Source organism: Vibrio nereis NBRC 15637, from assembly GCF_001591105.1.
Lineage (GTDB): Bacteria > Pseudomonadota > Gammaproteobacteria > Enterobacterales > Vibrionaceae > Vibrio > Vibrio nereis.
The window spans coordinates 1-16,231 of record NZ_BCUD01000028.1; the positions used below are offsets into that span (position 1 = coordinate 1).

A 16,231-nucleotide genomic window follows, 5' to 3' on the forward strand; every position below is an offset into this window, starting at 1 on the left:
ATCTGAAACTGCATCACTTATTACTCACCGCCAACACTAGGCAGTATAAGATCACAGTTAGGTAATAAAACAAAGCCTATTTAAAAATTTTATCCCGAGAAATTAAGAATAGGCGCGTTAATAACATGCGGGGACCCTGGGTCCAAGAGGCTAAAACCATTTATTACGCAGCACCATCACTGTGTAAATCAGTACATGACCACACCCACAAATGATCGTCAAGACGATCCAAGTCTCATTGCAATTTATGTGGTTCCAACATATAAATTGATAGGGAATTTAGTTATCCCTTTTCTATAAGTTTTTTTCATGATTTTGCCATGTGGTTTAAACACGCTACCGCCCTTAGGTTACGCTCCCACCACGCTAAACTATTGATTTAATAATCAATTAGCCGATATTACTATCCATAATTTTCAGCGCGTAATCATACATTAAACTTTTTCTGTAATCGAATAGTTCAAATGCTTTACTAAAAGTTTTGGATGATTATCACTTGGCTTCTATTGCCAATTCTCGTAATTGAGACTAATAAACTCTTGAGAGTCGCGTTTTTAGAACCAAACCACGTATCTCTCACCATTTTAAACTTCTACTTAAAAACGACCTTTCAACACCCATCTAGCTATGGCGTTTAGGGTGGCTTTCATTCCTAAGCAAACGGGCAAGGATTGTACCGTCGAATTGTTAAGGTATAAAGATAGACTTTGACTGTTTAATCACCTTTATACAGTACTCCAACCAGTTCGAAGCCGAGTTGTATGCCATGAATAGTTGTGAAATCAAGAGTTAGACAAGCTAAATGGCAACCCCGGCCACTATATGCCGCACTAGTCACTTCCATTAAACTAAACGTCGTTTCTTGCCAGCAACTTGGTGTGATCGTAAGCCTTTGCTGCAGGAAGGACTCTTGTTTGCACACTGGTTCTATTGATGGTCTTCGATATTTATACATATATGTAAGTTCCGACTACTAAGTCGGCACATTTTTTGCTCATACTTGTGTAATTTAATTATCGACTGGATGGGATTTAGCTATGAACGCGGCAAAGTACGCTCTTTTACTTTCAGCCCCTATGTTTCTGACAGCTTGCGGCGGTGCAAGCAGTGACGGTGGTGGTGGTTCAACATATACACCACCCAAATACAAAATCGACTTTGTCGCGTTGAAAGAAGTTCCTGCTGGACAGGAGAATGGATGCGCCATCTATGGACAAGACGCAAGTCAAACGATGTCTTACATAGCACAAAAAGCACAAGGTACTGACATTGAGCTCCATATCCACAACAGTGATGGCAGCTGGAAAAGCTCAACTCAACCGAGTAATGGTTCAATCCAAGTACAGAAAAATAAAATTGCTTCAGATGGTTACATTAGTTTAGTTGCTACATCACGTGGCGGCATGTATGACATTTTAACGATTCAAAAACCTTTTATTCCTGAGCGATTTACTGTCAATTCATTCATAAATTGGGATAACCGCGTATCATGTCTTAAAGAAACAACCGTGGTAGCTTCAGACTACACCGGAAACATTGATGATGGAGGCGATGGTAACGGCTACTTTGTTTTTCGTTCTACTACAGATGAAGTAGAAGCATTGTCACCAAACACCATCAGCTACAGCAGCCTTCCTAATAAAGAAGTGCTAGCGGCGCGCTTATGCAGGAACTCATCCAGTTGCGACGAAAAAAGCTTGATGGAGTATGCGTTTATACCTGCAGATGCTACCAAAGAGCGAGTCACTCTTACTCAGGTAAATAATCCTTCCACACCTTGGTATACACTCGACTCAAGCAATACAACGCTAGAATCAGCGAAGTTGAGCATCTACCGCAGTGGTACTGGAGCCATTCTTTGGCAAAACTTACCTCTTAATGATGGAGCCTACAGTTACGCTTCAGCCTTAGATGACCTTTATTACTTGAATATTTCCGCAGAGCACAAAACATGGTCAACTGAGTACACCAAAAACATAAAAGATGCAGATCAAGAAATCGATGAATTTGACACTTTAAGTTCCTTGAACTTACCAGAACCAACGACGACTCTGAGCCTTGAAGAAAATTGTCCTTCCTCAACTACGGGTTATTGTATAAATGGTTATAGTAGTGCGGTTTCAGGAAGTATCGATTTACAACGCAGCACCTTTTACGCAAAATCGAACAGCAACAATAACAAGGTACACCAAACTATTTACGCTTCACCAAAAGTCGAACAACCATTGATGAAATTTGAAGATTCAAACATTAACAATGTTTGGGCTAGCGCTGATTTAAGTAAGTTAGAAACATCACTCTTCGAAACAAACCAGAATAATGATGTGCAAGCTGCATTAACTTCTGCACATTTTGATGCTGCAGCTTCAGTTCCTGATAGCAATATTTTTCAAACCACTTCTGGTATTGATACCATTTCAGTTGTTAATAGCAACCAAAAAAATGCGAATAATAAAGACAAACTACAGCATCAGGACTACAAAGCTTTCTCTAAGTATTTAATGACCCCTTAAACTGAAACGGGCAGAGTATCCACTCTGCCCTTTCTCATTCTATTCTTCGTCACACCGATTACAAAATCTGCCTCAGTACTCTATCTGCTTTCACTCGAGTGATTTTACGCATTAGTCTTTGTACTGGCTCTGGGTAATTTTCAAACTTCTCTAACTGCTTATACGTACAAATCAGTTGAGTATGCTGCAAGATATTCTCTACTTCTTGCTCAAACTGCTCTGTTAGGTGATGGTAGTGATCCTGAATGAGAATTGCGTTTTCTAGATCCAGCTTCCAAGCACGAGGGTTTAAGTTGTTTCCTGTAAGCAGCATATAACGCTTATCGACCCAAATGCCTTTAAGGTGGAAGCTGTTCTCGTCGTGCTTCCATAGGTGAATAGACAGCTTACGACTGGCGATATTGGCTTCGTTTACTTTGGCAAATAAGCGTAAGTTGCGTTCATAAAGGTATGGCAGCCCACCAATTGTCCTAAAGTCTTCTTCTGGTGAGATATAAAAGTCATTCGCGGTTTTATCACCGACAACAATCGTGACTTTCACACCACGTTTGATGGCTTTTTTCACTTCTTTTGCCACACTACGCGGAAAATTAAAGTAAGGCGTACAGATGAATACCTCATCTTTTGCCATCGCTAGCAGTTGGTTGATGCCTTGGTTTAGTTTATTGCGTTTTTTGCCGACGCCGACAATGGGCGTGACGGCCACTTGCTCCGGCGTGACTTCCTGGTGCTGGAAGTTATAAGTCGCTTTAGCGAGAGAAGCACGAAGCTGACGAATTTGAACTTTAATCTCTTTCGTTTCAGGCTTCATAGGACAAGTGAGATCGTTGACTGCAGGATGCTCAATCATCTCTTTTTGTACCAGCTCTACCATGCTGTCAGCCAGCGCTTGATTATTAAGGATATGGTAACGGTCGAAACGGTAGCGGTCTTTGTAGTTTAGATAGATATTGTTCAGGCTGGCACCGCTGTAAATCACTTGGTCATCAATGATAAAGCCTTTTAAGTGCAATACACCGAACACTTCTCTTCCGCGTACAGGCACCCCGTAAACAGGTACTTTATGCTCGTACTTATCTGAAAATGCTTTATACATCGCTGCGTTGGTTTCACCCGGTGCTGCGCCAATCAACCCTCGCTGAGCTCGGTGCCAATCGACGCAAACATTAATATCTAATCCCGGATTTCGCTGCTTTGCTTCGTACAGTTCCGTCAAAATCTCACGACCGGCTTCATCATCTTCAAGATAAAGGGCAACAAGGTAAATTCGCTTACTAGCCTTTTGAATCGCCTCAATTAAGCGAGCTCTGAAATCACGCGCAGCGTACAGCGTTTCAAACTGAGCTGGATCTTGAGCCAGAGTAGGCAGTTGGTCGAATATATTCCTATTGGTCATCATGTTGGATGCATTACCTTTACTTAAAGTGGAGAGCGATATTAACAAAATATGGTTGAATTTGCCTAGAATTGCAGGCTGAGTTTTGGGGCTTGCGGGCTAAGAATTGCCCCTAGCTCACAGCATGACGAAAGAGTCAGTAAGATTAGAGGGTCATTGATAGTAATCAAAGCGGCTGGCTATGTTTCATCGCGACTAATTTCTTACCGCTTTTCACATAGCGCTCAAACAGCATTTTCAAAGAGTTGGGCAGTTGCTGAGGCTCGACACTGACAAAACTATGCTGAGCATAGAATGCCTCTAGATGTTGATACGCGAAACAAAAGTCGCCTTCTTTAAGGATCTGCTGCTGACAATAGTGCATCAGTTTGTGACCAACGCCTTGCTCCCTGAATTCTGGAATAACTAACATTCCGGTCAGCAAACGAAACTGTTCGATGGAACGAAAGCGCACCACCGCGATCATTTTGCTCTCTTGATAAGCAACCGCAGTGAGTTCATCTTTCTTTGCTTTTCCTGATGGATAGTGCGCTTTATAAAGACGACTGACGAGAGGCAATTTGATCGGTGGCAAGATTTCGAACGTTAGTTGGCTCATTATCGAAAGAGAGTAATTTAATGTAGAATGACCGCAGTTTAGTTGACCCGATGACTCCGATGCAAATAATGACTGATGCCGACTTATCGGCTTACCACACTTTTTCTATTTCACAGACTTGCGCCTACCTAATAGAAGCGGAGTCGGTACACGATCTGATTTCTATTTATCAACACGCACAGTGGCAAACTCTACCAAAGCTCATGCTTGGCAAAGGAAGTAATATGCTTTTTACTCAACCTTTCCAAGGTGTAGTGGTGATCAACCGCCTGTTAGGAAAAAGCGTTTCAGAATCAGACTCTCACTGGTATGTGCACGTTAATGCTGGCGAAGATTGGCCATCGCTGGTTGAGTGGAGCATTACTCAGGGCTATGCCGGTCTGGAAAATTTAGCATTGATCCCGGGCTGTGCGGGGAGTGCCCCGATCCAAAATATCGGTGCGTACGGCGTTGAGCTAAAAGATGTATGTGAGTACGTAGACATCCTTTGTTTAGATACATTCAATACCAAACGTCTAAGCGCGCAAGAGTGCCAGTTTGGCTATCGAGACTCGATTTTTAAGCATGACTGGTATCAAAAAGCCGTTGTCATCGCGATTGGTCTTAAGTTGGCAAAAGATTGGCAGCCAAACATTGAGTACGGTCCACTAAAATCCTTCGACGCACATTCTGTGACAGCACGAGAGATCTTTGATCGCGTCTGCCAAATCCGTATGGACAAACTGCCAGACCCATCAGTGACAGGAAATGCGGGCAGTTTTTTCAAAAACCCTGTCATTTCTCAAAGCCAGTACGAACAGCTCAAAGCTCAATACCCTGAATTGGTTGCTTACCCAACCAATGATGGCGTCAAGGTGGCCGCCGGCTGGCTAATTGACCAGTGTGGCTTAAAAGGCACGACAGTAAACGGGGCACAAGTACACCCGAATCAGGCACTAGTATTAGTCAATAGAGATAACGCGTCAGCCAATGATGTCGTCGAGCTTGCGGCCCTGGTTCGTAATCAAGTTCTCGAAAAATACGGGATTGAACTAGAGCACGAGGTTCGATTTATCGGGGAAAAAGCAGAAACCAACTTGACCAAAATTCTGGAGCAACGCCAATGAAAGAGCACACTATCAAACTGGCCATACTAAAGGCGTTGTCTCGTGGTGACTTTATCTCTGGTGAAGAGCTGGGTGAGCAGTTCGGTATTTCTCGCGCGGCGATCAGTAAACACATCAAAGGTATCCAAGCATGGGGCGTCGATATTTTTCGCGTTCAGGGTAAAGGCTATCAATTATCGAACCCCTTGCAGTTGCTAGATGAAGCGGTGTTAAAAAGCCAGCTAACATGCGCTGTCGAGCTTATCCCTATCATCGACTCAACCAACCAATATTTGCTTGATAGAGTCGATGAACTGGAGTCTGGTGCGGTTTGTCTTGCCGAGTATCAAGCAAAGGGCAGAGGTCGACGCGGACGGGAGTGGGTCTCTCCTTTTGGTTCAAACCTTTATATGTCGATGTTCTGGAGACTGGATGCTGGCATGGCAGCGGCAATGGGCTTAAGTTTAGTTGTCGGTGTGGCGATTGTGGAGGCGCTTGAAGAGCTTGGCCTGAATGAGGTTAAACTCAAATGGCCAAACGATCTTTATTACCAAGACAGAAAGCTGGCCGGTATTTTGGTGGAAATGTCTGGTCAGGCCGGAGGCGCCGCTAATCTTGTAATTGGCATGGGAATGAACCTGATGATGTCTGAGCAAACAGAAGGGATCACTCAACCATGGGCCAGTTTGTCTGAAGTCGCCAATGAACGTTCTATCGACCGCAATCAGCTAGCCATCACCATGATTAATACGTTGCACAAAGCACTGAGTGACTACGAACTGTATGGTATGGCTGGTTTTGTTGAGCGTTGGAACCGACTGGACAATTTCTTGGGTCGCCCAATAAAATTGATAATGGGGCCAAGAGAGATCACAGGAATCGCGAGGGGGATCAACGAACAAGGTGCTGTGATACTTGAAACCAACCAAGGTATTGAGGCATTTATTGGTGGCGAAATTTCACTACGAAGCGCCAATAACTGATTCGAATCGAAGTACTTAATCAAATCTTTGCTTTATTAAGCCATTCCTCCATAATATTTCTGGCATATGGAGTGTAGTGATGAAAACGACCAATCGAATCTTAGAATCTATCAAACGCAATGGAGCGGTAACCGCCAAACAACTTTCTGAAGAGTTTGGCATGACCTCTATGGGGGCTCGTCAGCATTTACAGGCGCTAGAAGAAGACGGTCTGCTGCAGTTTGAGGATATTAAAGCTAAGGTTGGTCGGCCTAACCGCCATTGGTCTCTGACTCAAAAAGGTCACGACCAATTCTCGGACAGGCATCGCGATCTTACTATCCAAGTTATTGATGCAGTTGAGCATCTTTTTGGTCAGGAAGGCCTAGAAAAAGTGGCGTTGGAGCGCGAGAACAGTGTCTACCTATCCTACCAAACGGCAATGGCAGATTGCATTGACTTGCAAGCAAAACTGACGAAGCTGGTCGAACTCAGAACGGCTGAAGGGTACATGGCCGAACTACAACAAATAGAGTCCGGCTTCCTGTTTATAGAGAATCACTGCCCCATCTGTAAAGCGGCGACACGTTGCCGCTCTTTATGCCAATCGGAGCTCAATGTATTTCAGAAGCTATTAGGGCCTGAATATGTCGTATCTCGGACTGAGCATATTGTCGAAGGGGAAAGGCGATGTGTGTATGAGATCACAACTTCGATTGATGCACCAATACGTTAATCACACTCTCCCACATTACTCCTATCTCTGTTACCAAATCGCTTAGCTGCACATATTCTCCTTCGTGGCTCCACCAAATAAGCCATGATATACTCAAATCAACTCCATGGTTTTTACACAAGGTACTTACATGATCATCGTAACCGGCGGCGCTGGCATGATTGGCAGCAACATCGTTAAAGCGCTTAACGAGCAAGGCATAAACGACATTTTGGTCGTAGACAACCTGAAAAATGGCAAAAAATTCCAAAACTTAGTCGACTTAGATATCGCTGACTACATGGACCGTGATGACTTCCTTGTACAGATCATGTCCGGTGAGAACTTCGGCCCTATCGATGCTATTTTCCACGAAGGTGCGTGCTCGGCCACCACTGAGTGGGATGGTAAATACATGATGCTCAATAACTATGAGTATTCAAAAGAACTGCTTCATTACTGTTTAGACCGTGAAATTCCATTCCTTTACGCGTCTTCTGCGGCCACTTATGGTGAAACCGATACCTTTATTGAAGAAAAGCAATATGAAGGTGCACTGAACGTATACGGTTACTCTAAACAGCAGTTTGATAATTATGTGCGTCGCGTGTGGGAAGACGCTCAAGCTCATGGTGAAACTCTGTCTCAAGTGACGGGTTTCCGTTACTTCAATGTGTATGGCCCTCGTGAACAACATAAGGGCTCAATGGCTTCCGTGGCATTCCACCTAAACAATCAAATGAATGCGGGTGAAAATCCAAAATTATTTGCAGGCAGCGAACAATTCAAACGTGACTTTGTTTACGTTGGTGATGTTGCAGCGGTTAACTTGTGGTTCTTGCAAAACGGTGTGTCAGGCATCTTTAACCTAGGCACAGGTAACGCGGAATCGTTTAACGAAGTGGCAAAAGCCGTGATTGCTCACCATGGTAAAGGTGAAGTGGAAACTATTCCATTCCCAGAGCATCTTAAAGGTGCATACCAAGAGTTTACCCAGGCAGACCTGACCAAACTGCGCGCTGCCGGATGTGACCACGAGTTTAAATCGGTTGCCGAAGGCGTTGCGGAATACATGGATATAATCAATAAATAATATGATTATCAACAAGATTGTAAAGGGGGCCTTGAAGTCACTGGGGCCTAGTAAGCTTCGTTGCTACATAGATGTTATGAATTGGTTTTATAGTAAAGGCTATAGAAGACTAGCTAGATACTATGAGAAAAAAATCATGTCTACATTTAGCTGCCACATTATGCCGGGCGCTTGTGTTGATCTCTCCGTTCATTTCCCTCATGCTCTCGGGATTATTATTGGTCGAGGTGCGACTGTAAAAGAAAACGTCACTATATTGCAAAATGTCACTATAGGTTCAAGTATCGGGGCAGACCTAAAAGGCAATGACACGACAATGCCTACCATTGAAAACAACGTGAAAATTTTTGCAGGGGCGGTAATCGCAGGGAAAATTACCATTGGCCACAACTCTTTTATTGGTGCAAACGCAGTTGTCACTACAACTGTTCCCCCGTTTAGCCTTGTGGTTGGCTTTAATAACATTAAGCCACTACCAGAGAAGTTTAGGTAGAACTTTATTTTCCTATCGTTTATAAGTCCACAACACTCAAATTCGTAAAAATTAAGGTAGTCATTTTGAAAATTGCAGTTGCGGGTACAGGCTACGTTGGCTTGTCAAATGCGATGTTATTAGCACAAAATCATGAAGTGGTTGCGGTTGATATCATCGAAAATAAAGTAGAGATGCTGAATAAAAAACAATCGCCAATCGTAGATGTCGACATTCAGGACTTTCTCACCAACAAAGACATTAGCTTCACTGCAACCGTTAACAAGAAGCTAGCTTATGAGAATGCGACGTATGTTGTTATCGCAACACCGACAGATTATGATCCTAATACAAACTATTTCAATACATCATCAGTAGAAGCTGTTATCCGTGACGTAATGACCATTAACCCTAACGCTGTAATGGTCATTAAGTCCACAGTTCCTGTGGGCTATACTGAACGCATCAAGCAAGAGCTTAATTGCAATAATATCATTTTCTCTCCCGAGTTTTTACGGGAAGGCAAAGCGCTTTACGATAATTTGCACCCTTCTCGTATTATAGTAGGTGAACAGAGCGAACGTGCTGAATTGTTTGCTAATCTGTTGGTTGAAGGCGCAGAAAAGCAAGATATCGAGGTATTGTTCACCAACTCTACCGAAGCCGAAGCGGTGAAACTCTTCTCAAACACTTACCTTGCAATGCGAGTCGCATACTTTAACGAGTTAGACTCTTACGCTGAATCACTCGGACTAGATGCTCGTCAAATCATTCAAGGTGTAGGTTTAGACCCACGCATTGGTAATCATTACAACAATCCATCTTTTGGTTACGGTGGTTACTGCCTGCCAAAAGATACCAAACAGCTGCTTGCTAATTACAAAGATGTTCCAAACAACATTATTGGTGCAATTGTCGATGCAAATAGGACACGAAAAGACTTTATCGCAGAATCGATCCTTAAACGCGCTCCTAAAGTGGTCGGTATTAATCGGCTAATAATGAAAACGGGCTCTGATAACTTCCGCGCCTCTTCGATTCAAGGCATAATGAAACGTTTAAAAGCGAAAGGGGTTGAAGTCATTGTTTATGAGCCGGTACTGAAAGAAGAGCACTTTTTCAACTCACGAGTCGTTACTGATTTCATAGCTTTTAAAGCTGAAGCTGACGTAATCGTTTCTAACCGTATGAATGAAGATTTAGCGGATGTAGCCGATAAAGTATATACTCGCGACTTATTTGGTAGTGATTAGGGGAGTTGTTCCTATTTAAGTTAACTTTCATTGGCAAACCGTCAGAAGTTAAAACTCTAGGAACTTAGAACAATATGACCACAGAACGTAACGATTACGATCCAAAAGCCTATAACCCGACCTTTGAGTGGGGTTTTCTTGCACCTAAATATTGGGGGACTTGGATATTGGTTATTCTTTTACTTCCTATAGCGTTACTCCCCCTCACAGTTCACCAATGGATCGCCGCCAAGCTTGCAAAAAAATTAACAAAGTCAAATAAGGGGCCGGCTCACCGTGCGCGCGTTAATTTCGAGTTATGTTTCCCAGAAAAAAGCTTTGAGGAGCGTGAAGCGCTCATTGAAAACACACTCTATACCGCAGCAATATTCGTTCTACGATTTAGCTTACTGAGCCTACGTTCAAAATCTTGGCTGCAAGAACAGTGTGATTTTGTCAATAAAGAGCACCTCACTCAATATACTAACAAGGGTGAAAAGGTGATCTTGTTAGTTCCACATTCATGGGCAATTGATGTGCCAGCTATTCTACTCGCATCTCAAGGTTTACCTGTATCAGCGATGGCGAAAAAACAAAAAAATGCCCTTGCCGATTGGCTGATGCACCGCCAACGAGTGCAATATGGTGGCCGTGTATATGAACGTTCAGGCGGTATAAAGCCTTTCATTAAATCAGTTAAAGATGGTTACTTAGGATATTACCTACCCGACCAAGATCACGGTGCAGAAATTAGTGAATTCGTAAACTTTTTTGCAACGACCAAAGCAACGCTACCGGGATTAAGCAAACTGGCAAAGCTCTCTCGTGCTAAAATTGTCCCTTTATTTGCTTCAACCAATACTAAAACGGGCAAATATCAGCTTGAAGTCTTGCCCGCGCTTGAATTACAAAGTGATGATAAGTCTGACGCTCGTGCTATGAACATCGCTATAGAAACGTTTGTTAGCCCGAAACCAGAGCAGTATATGTGGGTGTTGAATTTACTCTACAGCCAAAAAGATGGCTTAAATTATTACAATGTGTTTAAAGAAAAATACAGTTCAGAGTGGATGAATAGAGGAGCAAAAAGTGAATAAAATTCTAATCATTGGCCCCTCTTGGGTTGGAGATATGGTCATGTCCCAGACCCTGTATACCCTAATCAAAGAACTTGATCCTAATACTATCATCGACGTTCTCGCCCCAGCTTGGTGTAAGCCTATTTTGGACCGAATGCCTGAAGTTAACCGCGCAATTGAAATGCCAATTGGTCACGGAGAACTCAATCTAGCAACTCGCCTTAAGATAGGACTTACCCTGCGTACAGAGAAATATACTCAAGCAATTGTATTACCAAACTCAGCTAAATCTGCTCTTATCCCTTGGTTTGCCAATATCCCCAAACGCACTGGTTGGAAGGGGGAGTTTCGATATGGTCTGCTCAACGATTTACGCTCAAACAAAAAAGCGTTTCAGTATATGACCGAGCGATATGCCGCACTTGCCCACAAAAAATCTGAAATGATAGATTCTGGCTCATTGGGAGGTTTAGTCAATCTGCCTAAACCGAACCTATCAATCAATTCAAAGCTACAACAACTCACTATTGATAAGTTTTCACTGTCAAGTGACAGAGATGCAGTAGGGCTATGCCCTGGCGCTGAGTTTGGACCAGCAAAAAAATGGCCCGAAGAGCATTACGCAAAAGTTGCTGAAAGCACTGCCAGTCAAGGTAAGCAGGTCTGGCTGTTTGGTTCACAAAAAGATATCGAAACATGCAATAAGATTCAATCACTCGTAGCAAGAGACTATCAACAGCATATTCATATTTTGGCGGGTCAAACATCTCTAATCGAAGCGTTAGATCTGCTTGCTGCTTGCAAAACTGTTGTGAGTAATGATTCAGGTCTAATGCACATTGCCGCCGCCGTGGGTTGCCATGTTATTGGTGTTTACGGTTCAACATCTCCTGATTACACTCCCCCACTATCTAATACAGTCGACATTATCAGCACTGATATTGAATGTAGACCATGCTTTAAGCGTGAGTGCCCACTTGGGCACCTAAAATGCTTAAAAGAATTATCCCCCAACCATGTTCTCGAAAAGATGTAGTAACTCTATGTTTATTTTTAACTTTAAAGATGCTGTATTATCAAAAAAGTATGATGCTTTCATGTTTCTTTGCTGTGTTCTTTATACCATGACAGCAATGCCAGATCTGGGAATGAGTGGAATCCTAAAGAACATTATTATATTCGGCACCCTGCCTATTCTATATTATTATCTCAAAGAAAATAGTCACAACAAAAGAATTATTTGGCTTTTTATCACATCAATTGTCATCCAAGTATTAAGCTGGGTTAATTCATTATTTCTTATTCCCGAATATGCTTACTCCTCTCCTAATTTAAAACTATTATCCAGCATGTTTTTATTTGTATTTATTGCTTTTTGGGTTGGAAACAGACCAAAAAAAAGAATTATCCTTTTTTCTTCACTCATTGCGGGGTTTGTTTTAACAATACTTTACGAGGGAGTATACAATCACCAGTTTGACCAAGCCATTAGATGGATAAGAGTTGACTTTGGATTATACAACGCCCAATTTACAAGTATGATTGCAGCTATTGTTATTATGGTTTGCTTATATTTAATATCGGTAGTAAAAAAAAATAAGACCACCTATGTGGTTGTTTTATTAGCCATCATATTATTATCCCTTTGGGTTTTAGTTATTAGCCAAAGCCGACAGGTTTGGTTGGCTTCTCTAATCATCATTGCTGCTATCCCGTTAATTTTAAGGAAATATATATCGGTTAAGTATAATCTAGCCTTTTACTTAATTCTTTTCGTTTCGGTCGTAGGCATTGTTAATACTGACTTTTTTCAGAAAAGAATTACACCTGAGCTCGGTACCATCGAAAAAATCTTAGAGGGTGACTGGGAAAATGTTCCAATGACTAGTTGGGGGATTCGATTTAACTCATGGGTTGAAGCATCTAGTTGGATTAAAGATAGCCCTATTATTGGTGCAAGTAAAAGTGCAGTAAGGCAAGTTATTCAATCATCAGAGTTGTTTCAATCGAGTGCAAGGACAAGAGGCTTTGGCCATTTGCACAACTACTATATAGAAACTTTAGTAGCATTTGGTTTTGTTGGCGTGCTCTTTATAGTCAGTTTTTATACAGTCATTAGTCAGAATATAATGAAGCATTCTGACTATAGTACTAAAGTTTTCTATGTTTGCTTCCTACTGTTTTGGCTTATAATAAATAACTTTGAGTCTTTCAATACCAAAGGGTATGGTTTATATATTCACAGTATTATTATTGGCTCTCTGTTTTTTATGCCAAAACCTAGCACTAGCAAATCAGCCCCCCCTTTAGCCTAAGAATGAATTTAAGATATGAAGTTTATTAAACGTCATCTAAGAAATTTCAAACAAGAAAGAAGAGCGTTACGAAAGCTAGACTTAACCGTAGAGTCTTTAGTGAAAAAAAGTTTTTTCCACTCTCGAGCAATGACAAGTCAAGATAGCTTAGTTGCGTCCGTGCCCACTGCAACTCCCACAGTTGTAAGCCTTACAACCTACTCTCGAAGAATTCATGATGTCTATTTAGTGATAGAATCCATCGGACTGCAAACTCTTAAAGCTTGTAAAATCGTTTTATGGCTTGATGAGAAAGAGTTTAATCTAGATACCATCCCACTATCGCTTCAAAAACAAATCGAACGTGGTCTAGAAGTCCGATTCTGTAAAGATTTAAGATCCTATAAAAAGCTCATTCCGAGCTTAAAAGAATTCCCTAAAGCGGATATCATCACAATTGATGACGATTTTCTTTATCCTCATGATCTGATTGAGCAGTTAACAAAAGCTAAAGCGAGTTACCCAGGCCACATCATTGGAACTCGAGCTCATACAATAACCTTTGAAAACGGAAAAGTTCGACCTTATAAGCGCTGGGAATACGAGTCCTCTTATACTAAAAACGGTCTGAACACCTTCCTCACCACAGGTGCTGGTACACTATTCCCAGCAGGACTTAATTATCAAGCATTGTGTCAGGAAGAGAGTTTTATGGCCTTGGCTCCTAGCGCCGATGATGTTTGGGTCAATTTGATGTGTATCCACAACGGCATTCAAAGGATGAAGGTACATGATGATAGAAGCTACTCTTCACGGTTCCTTGCACTGGAATCCAACCAAGACATGGCACTCAACAATAAAAATGTTCATGATAATCAAAATGATAAACAGATAGAGGCTGTCGTGAACACATATAAAATTGTGTTTTCGTAGTTTATCGTGACTCACATAGCTTTGAAAATTATGATAGCTCGTAAAATATACACTTTTCTTTTGTTGTTAGTAGCTCCGTTCCTTTTATTCAGCCTGTACAAAAAAAAACCAGGCAAACCTACTTTTGGTTCACGCTGGAAAGAGCATTTTGGTTTTACTCCTAAGATAATAGCTAAAGAGCAACCCATTTGGATTCACGCAGTGTCTGTGGGGGAGTCAATACTTGCAGCCAACGTTATAAAGCAATTAAAACAACAAACCCCTCTCCAGCCAATTGTTGTTACCACCACAACGAGTACAGGAGCTGAGCAAGTTGCTAAGTTGGGTGATTTAGTCGAACACCGCTATATGCCAATCGATTTTGGCTTTGCTATATATCGATTTCTAAAAGTGATTAAGCCCAAAAAGCTCATCATTATTGAGACTGAACTCTGGCCAAACACTCTTCATCAGGTCAACAAACAAGGTATAGATATCTCTGTCATCAATGCTCGACTATCGGAAAAATCTTGTCGCAACTATGCAAAGTTGCAACCACTATTCAACTCAATCTCTAGAACTGTCTCACAGTGGCTATGCCAGTCAAAATCAGATGCCGAAAGGTTTATACACCTAGGTATCAAACCAGAAAATGTGGAGATAACAGGTTCGATTAAGTTTGATATTAATGTTGATCAAACTGTAGTTCAGCAAGGTGAGCAAATTCGAGCCGAATTAGGGCTACAGCGACCAATATGGATCGCAGCAAGTACGCATAAAGGTGAGGATGAACAAGTATTAATCGCTCATAAGAAAGCACTTCTCAAGCACCCTAACGCACTGCTCATTTTGGTTCCTAGGCATCCAGAGCGTTTTAACTCAGTATACGAGCTTTGTATCGATTTGGGGTTCACAACGATTCGCAGAACTTCCGCTCAACCAATAACAGAATCAGTTCAAGTCTACCTTGCTGATACAATGGGTGAAATGCTGCAATTACTCAAAGCCTCAGATGTATGTTTCATGGGTGGGAGCCTTATCGGAAACAAAGCCGGTGGCCACAACGTACTTGAGCCTGCGGCCCTTAATGTACCAACCATTACTGGGCCAAGTTATTTCAATTTCAAAGAAATCACTGAAGCATTAATCGAGCAAAAAGGTATTTTAGTTTGTCGAGACAGTAAGCAACTATCAGAACAGATCAATGACCTATTTGCTCATCTAGAAAAGGGGCATCATCTTGCTACAAATGCTTTGCAGCTAGTCGAGCAGAACCGCGGGGCTCTTGAGCGAACTATTAATCTGTTGCAAAAGTAGTAAACTGGCAACATTGCTATTTGAAAGAGTATTTCTTCATGAAGATCGCACTAGTCCACTTAAGACACGCTTATTCTGGTGGTGTTGAATTGTACCTCAACCAGATGGCTCGTTACCTTGCCGAAAAAGGTGAAGACGTCACCATTATCTGTCGCTCTCATGATGCAGAGCCGCCTCATCCAACAGTTAAATTTGTAAAACTTAGGGGCTTCAGTATTGGAAAAACTCATCGCCTTTGGAAGTTTGCTAAAGCGGTTGAAAAGCACGTACAACAATCGGATTACGATTTAGTCTATGGTCTTGCGCATGCCTGGACCCATGATGTACTCCGTATTGGTGCGGGTACCAGCTTACATATGTCTCGCTCATTAAACCGCTCAATGCGTTTTAAAGATCGTATTAACCACATCATCGAAAGTAGAGCGATGGCTCCAGGTGCTTATTACCACGTCATCAGCAATTCTCATAAAAGTGCTCTCGAAATCCAAGAGGCTCATAACGTTCCTAGTGACAAAATTACCGTTATTCACAACTTTGTTGATACGAAGCGTTTCGATGCAGAA

The 16,231-nt window shown here is 42.0% G+C and carries 15 protein-coding genes; 13 read left to right on the forward strand and 2 right to left on the reverse strand.

What is annotated here, in order from left to right; all coding sequences use genetic code 11:
- Positions 1-1,037: 1,037 nt before the first annotated feature.
- Positions 1,038-2,513, forward strand: a complete 1,476-nt coding sequence (locus tag VNE01S_RS17925; RefSeq protein ID WP_053396320.1) for a hypothetical protein — start codon at positions 1,038-1,040, stop codon at positions 2,511-2,513.
- Positions 2,514-2,571: 58 nt separating this feature from the next.
- Here VNE01S_RS17925 and pssA read toward each other — a convergent pair whose 3' ends face one another.
- Both pssA and VNE01S_RS17935 read right to left on the reverse strand, forming a co-directional pair.
- On the reverse strand, positions 2,572-3,912 hold the full coding sequence (pssA, locus tag VNE01S_RS17930; protein WP_053396319.1) for a CDP-diacylglycerol--serine O-phosphatidyltransferase: 1,341 nt from the start codon (positions 3,910-3,912) through the stop codon (positions 2,572-2,574).
- Positions 3,913-4,075: 163 nt separating this feature from the next.
- Entirely contained in the window at positions 4,076-4,507 is a 432-nt protein-coding gene (locus VNE01S_RS17935; protein ID WP_053396318.1) for a GNAT family N-acetyltransferase, read from the reverse strand.
- A 59-nt stretch (positions 4,508-4,566) separates the two neighbouring features.
- On the opposite strand from VNE01S_RS17935, the gene murB reads away from it, so the two are divergent.
- The 12 genes from murB to VNE01S_RS17995 form a co-directional block, all read left to right on the forward strand.
- Positions 4,567-5,613: a UDP-N-acetylmuramate dehydrogenase gene (gene murB / locus VNE01S_RS17940; protein WP_082331712.1), complete on the forward strand. Its 1,047-nt coding sequence runs from the start codon at positions 4,567-4,569 to the stop codon at positions 5,611-5,613.
- Positions 5,610-6,575: a bifunctional biotin--[acetyl-CoA-carboxylase] ligase/biotin operon repressor BirA gene (gene birA / locus VNE01S_RS17945; RefSeq protein WP_053396316.1), complete on the forward strand. Its 966-nt coding sequence runs from the start codon at positions 5,610-5,612 to the stop codon at positions 6,573-6,575. The genes murB and birA overlap by 4 nt, the downstream gene beginning before the upstream one ends.
- Before the next feature lie 79 nt (positions 6,576-6,654).
- Positions 6,655-7,290 (forward strand): helix-turn-helix transcriptional regulator, encoded by a 636-nt coding sequence (locus VNE01S_RS17950; protein ID WP_053396315.1) that lies wholly within the window; start codon positions 6,655-6,657, stop codon positions 7,288-7,290.
- Between the two features lie 130 nt (positions 7,291-7,420).
- Positions 7,421-8,362, forward strand: coding sequence for an ADP-glyceromanno-heptose 6-epimerase (gene rfaD, locus VNE01S_RS17955; RefSeq protein WP_053396314.1), 942 nt, complete (start codon positions 7,421-7,423; stop codon positions 8,360-8,362).
- A 136-nt stretch (positions 8,363-8,498) separates the two neighbouring features.
- Entirely contained in the window at positions 8,499-8,855 is a 357-nt protein-coding gene (locus VNE01S_RS17960) for a serine O-acetyltransferase (RefSeq protein ID WP_162208411.1), read from the forward strand.
- Positions 8,856-8,920: 65 nt separating this feature from the next.
- The gene (locus VNE01S_RS17965; RefSeq protein WP_053396312.1) at positions 8,921-10,087 is read left to right on the forward strand and encodes a nucleotide sugar dehydrogenase; all 1,167 of its coding nucleotides are present in this window, start codon (positions 8,921-8,923) and stop codon (positions 10,085-10,087) included.
- Positions 10,088-10,161: 74 nt separating this feature from the next.
- A complete protein-coding gene (lpxM, locus tag VNE01S_RS17970) occupies positions 10,162-11,163 on the forward strand; it encodes a lauroyl-Kdo(2)-lipid IV(A) myristoyltransferase (protein ID WP_053396311.1) in 1,002 nt (333 codons plus the stop codon).
- Positions 11,156-12,181, forward strand: a complete 1,026-nt coding sequence (gene waaF, locus VNE01S_RS17975) for a lipopolysaccharide heptosyltransferase II (protein WP_053396310.1) — start codon at positions 11,156-11,158, stop codon at positions 12,179-12,181. The genes lpxM and waaF overlap by 8 nt, the downstream gene beginning before the upstream one ends.
- A gap of 7 nt (positions 12,182-12,188) precedes the next feature.
- Positions 12,189-13,460, forward strand: coding sequence for an O-antigen ligase family protein (locus VNE01S_RS17980; RefSeq protein ID WP_053396309.1), 1,272 nt, complete (start codon positions 12,189-12,191; stop codon positions 13,458-13,460).
- Positions 13,461-13,475: 15 nt separating this feature from the next.
- On the forward strand, positions 13,476-14,372 hold the full coding sequence (locus VNE01S_RS17985; protein ID WP_053396308.1) for a hypothetical protein: 897 nt from the start codon (positions 13,476-13,478) through the stop codon (positions 14,370-14,372).
- A gap of 30 nt (positions 14,373-14,402) precedes the next feature.
- Positions 14,403-15,668, forward strand: a complete 1,266-nt coding sequence (gene waaA, locus VNE01S_RS17990) for a lipid IV(A) 3-deoxy-D-manno-octulosonic acid transferase (RefSeq protein WP_053396307.1) — start codon at positions 14,403-14,405, stop codon at positions 15,666-15,668.
- 38 nt (positions 15,669-15,706) lie between these two features.
- The coding region (locus VNE01S_RS17995) for a glycosyltransferase family 4 protein (protein WP_156472008.1) at positions 15,707-16,231 on the forward strand (525 nt) is incomplete at its 3' end.

Bases quoted from the DNA above. Each gene is read 5' to 3' on its own strand.
- pssA (WP_053396319.1), bottom strand. From the start codon at position 3,912: ATGATGACCAATAGGAATATATTCGACCAACTGCCTACTCTGGCTCAA.
- VNE01S_RS17985 (WP_053396308.1), top strand. From the start codon at position 13,476: ATGAAGTTTATTAAACGTCATCTAAGAAATTTCAAACAAGAAAGAAGA.
- birA (WP_053396316.1), top strand. From the start codon at position 5,610: ATGAAAGAGCACACTATCAAACTGGCCATACTAAAGGCGTTGTCTCGT.
- VNE01S_RS17960 (WP_162208411.1), top strand. From the start codon at position 8,499: ATGTCTACATTTAGCTGCCACATTATGCCGGGCGCTTGTGTTGATCTC.
- murB (WP_082331712.1), top strand. From the start codon at position 4,567: ATGCAAATAATGACTGATGCCGACTTATCGGCTTACCACACTTTTTCT.
- lpxM (WP_053396311.1), top strand. From the start codon at position 10,162: ATGACCACAGAACGTAACGATTACGATCCAAAAGCCTATAACCCGACC.
- VNE01S_RS17925 (WP_053396320.1), top strand. From the start codon at position 1,038: ATGAACGCGGCAAAGTACGCTCTTTTACTTTCAGCCCCTATGTTTCTG.
- VNE01S_RS17935 (WP_053396318.1), bottom strand. From the start codon at position 4,507: ATGAGCCAACTAACGTTCGAAATCTTGCCACCGATCAAATTGCCTCTC.
- rfaD (WP_053396314.1), top strand. From the start codon at position 7,421: ATGATCATCGTAACCGGCGGCGCTGGCATGATTGGCAGCAACATCGTT.
- VNE01S_RS17980 (WP_053396309.1), top strand. From the start codon at position 12,189: ATGTTTATTTTTAACTTTAAAGATGCTGTATTATCAAAAAAGTATGAT.
- waaA (WP_053396307.1), top strand. From the start codon at position 14,403: ATGATAGCTCGTAAAATATACACTTTTCTTTTGTTGTTAGTAGCTCCG.
- VNE01S_RS17950 (WP_053396315.1), top strand. From the start codon at position 6,655: ATGAAAACGACCAATCGAATCTTAGAATCTATCAAACGCAATGGAGCG.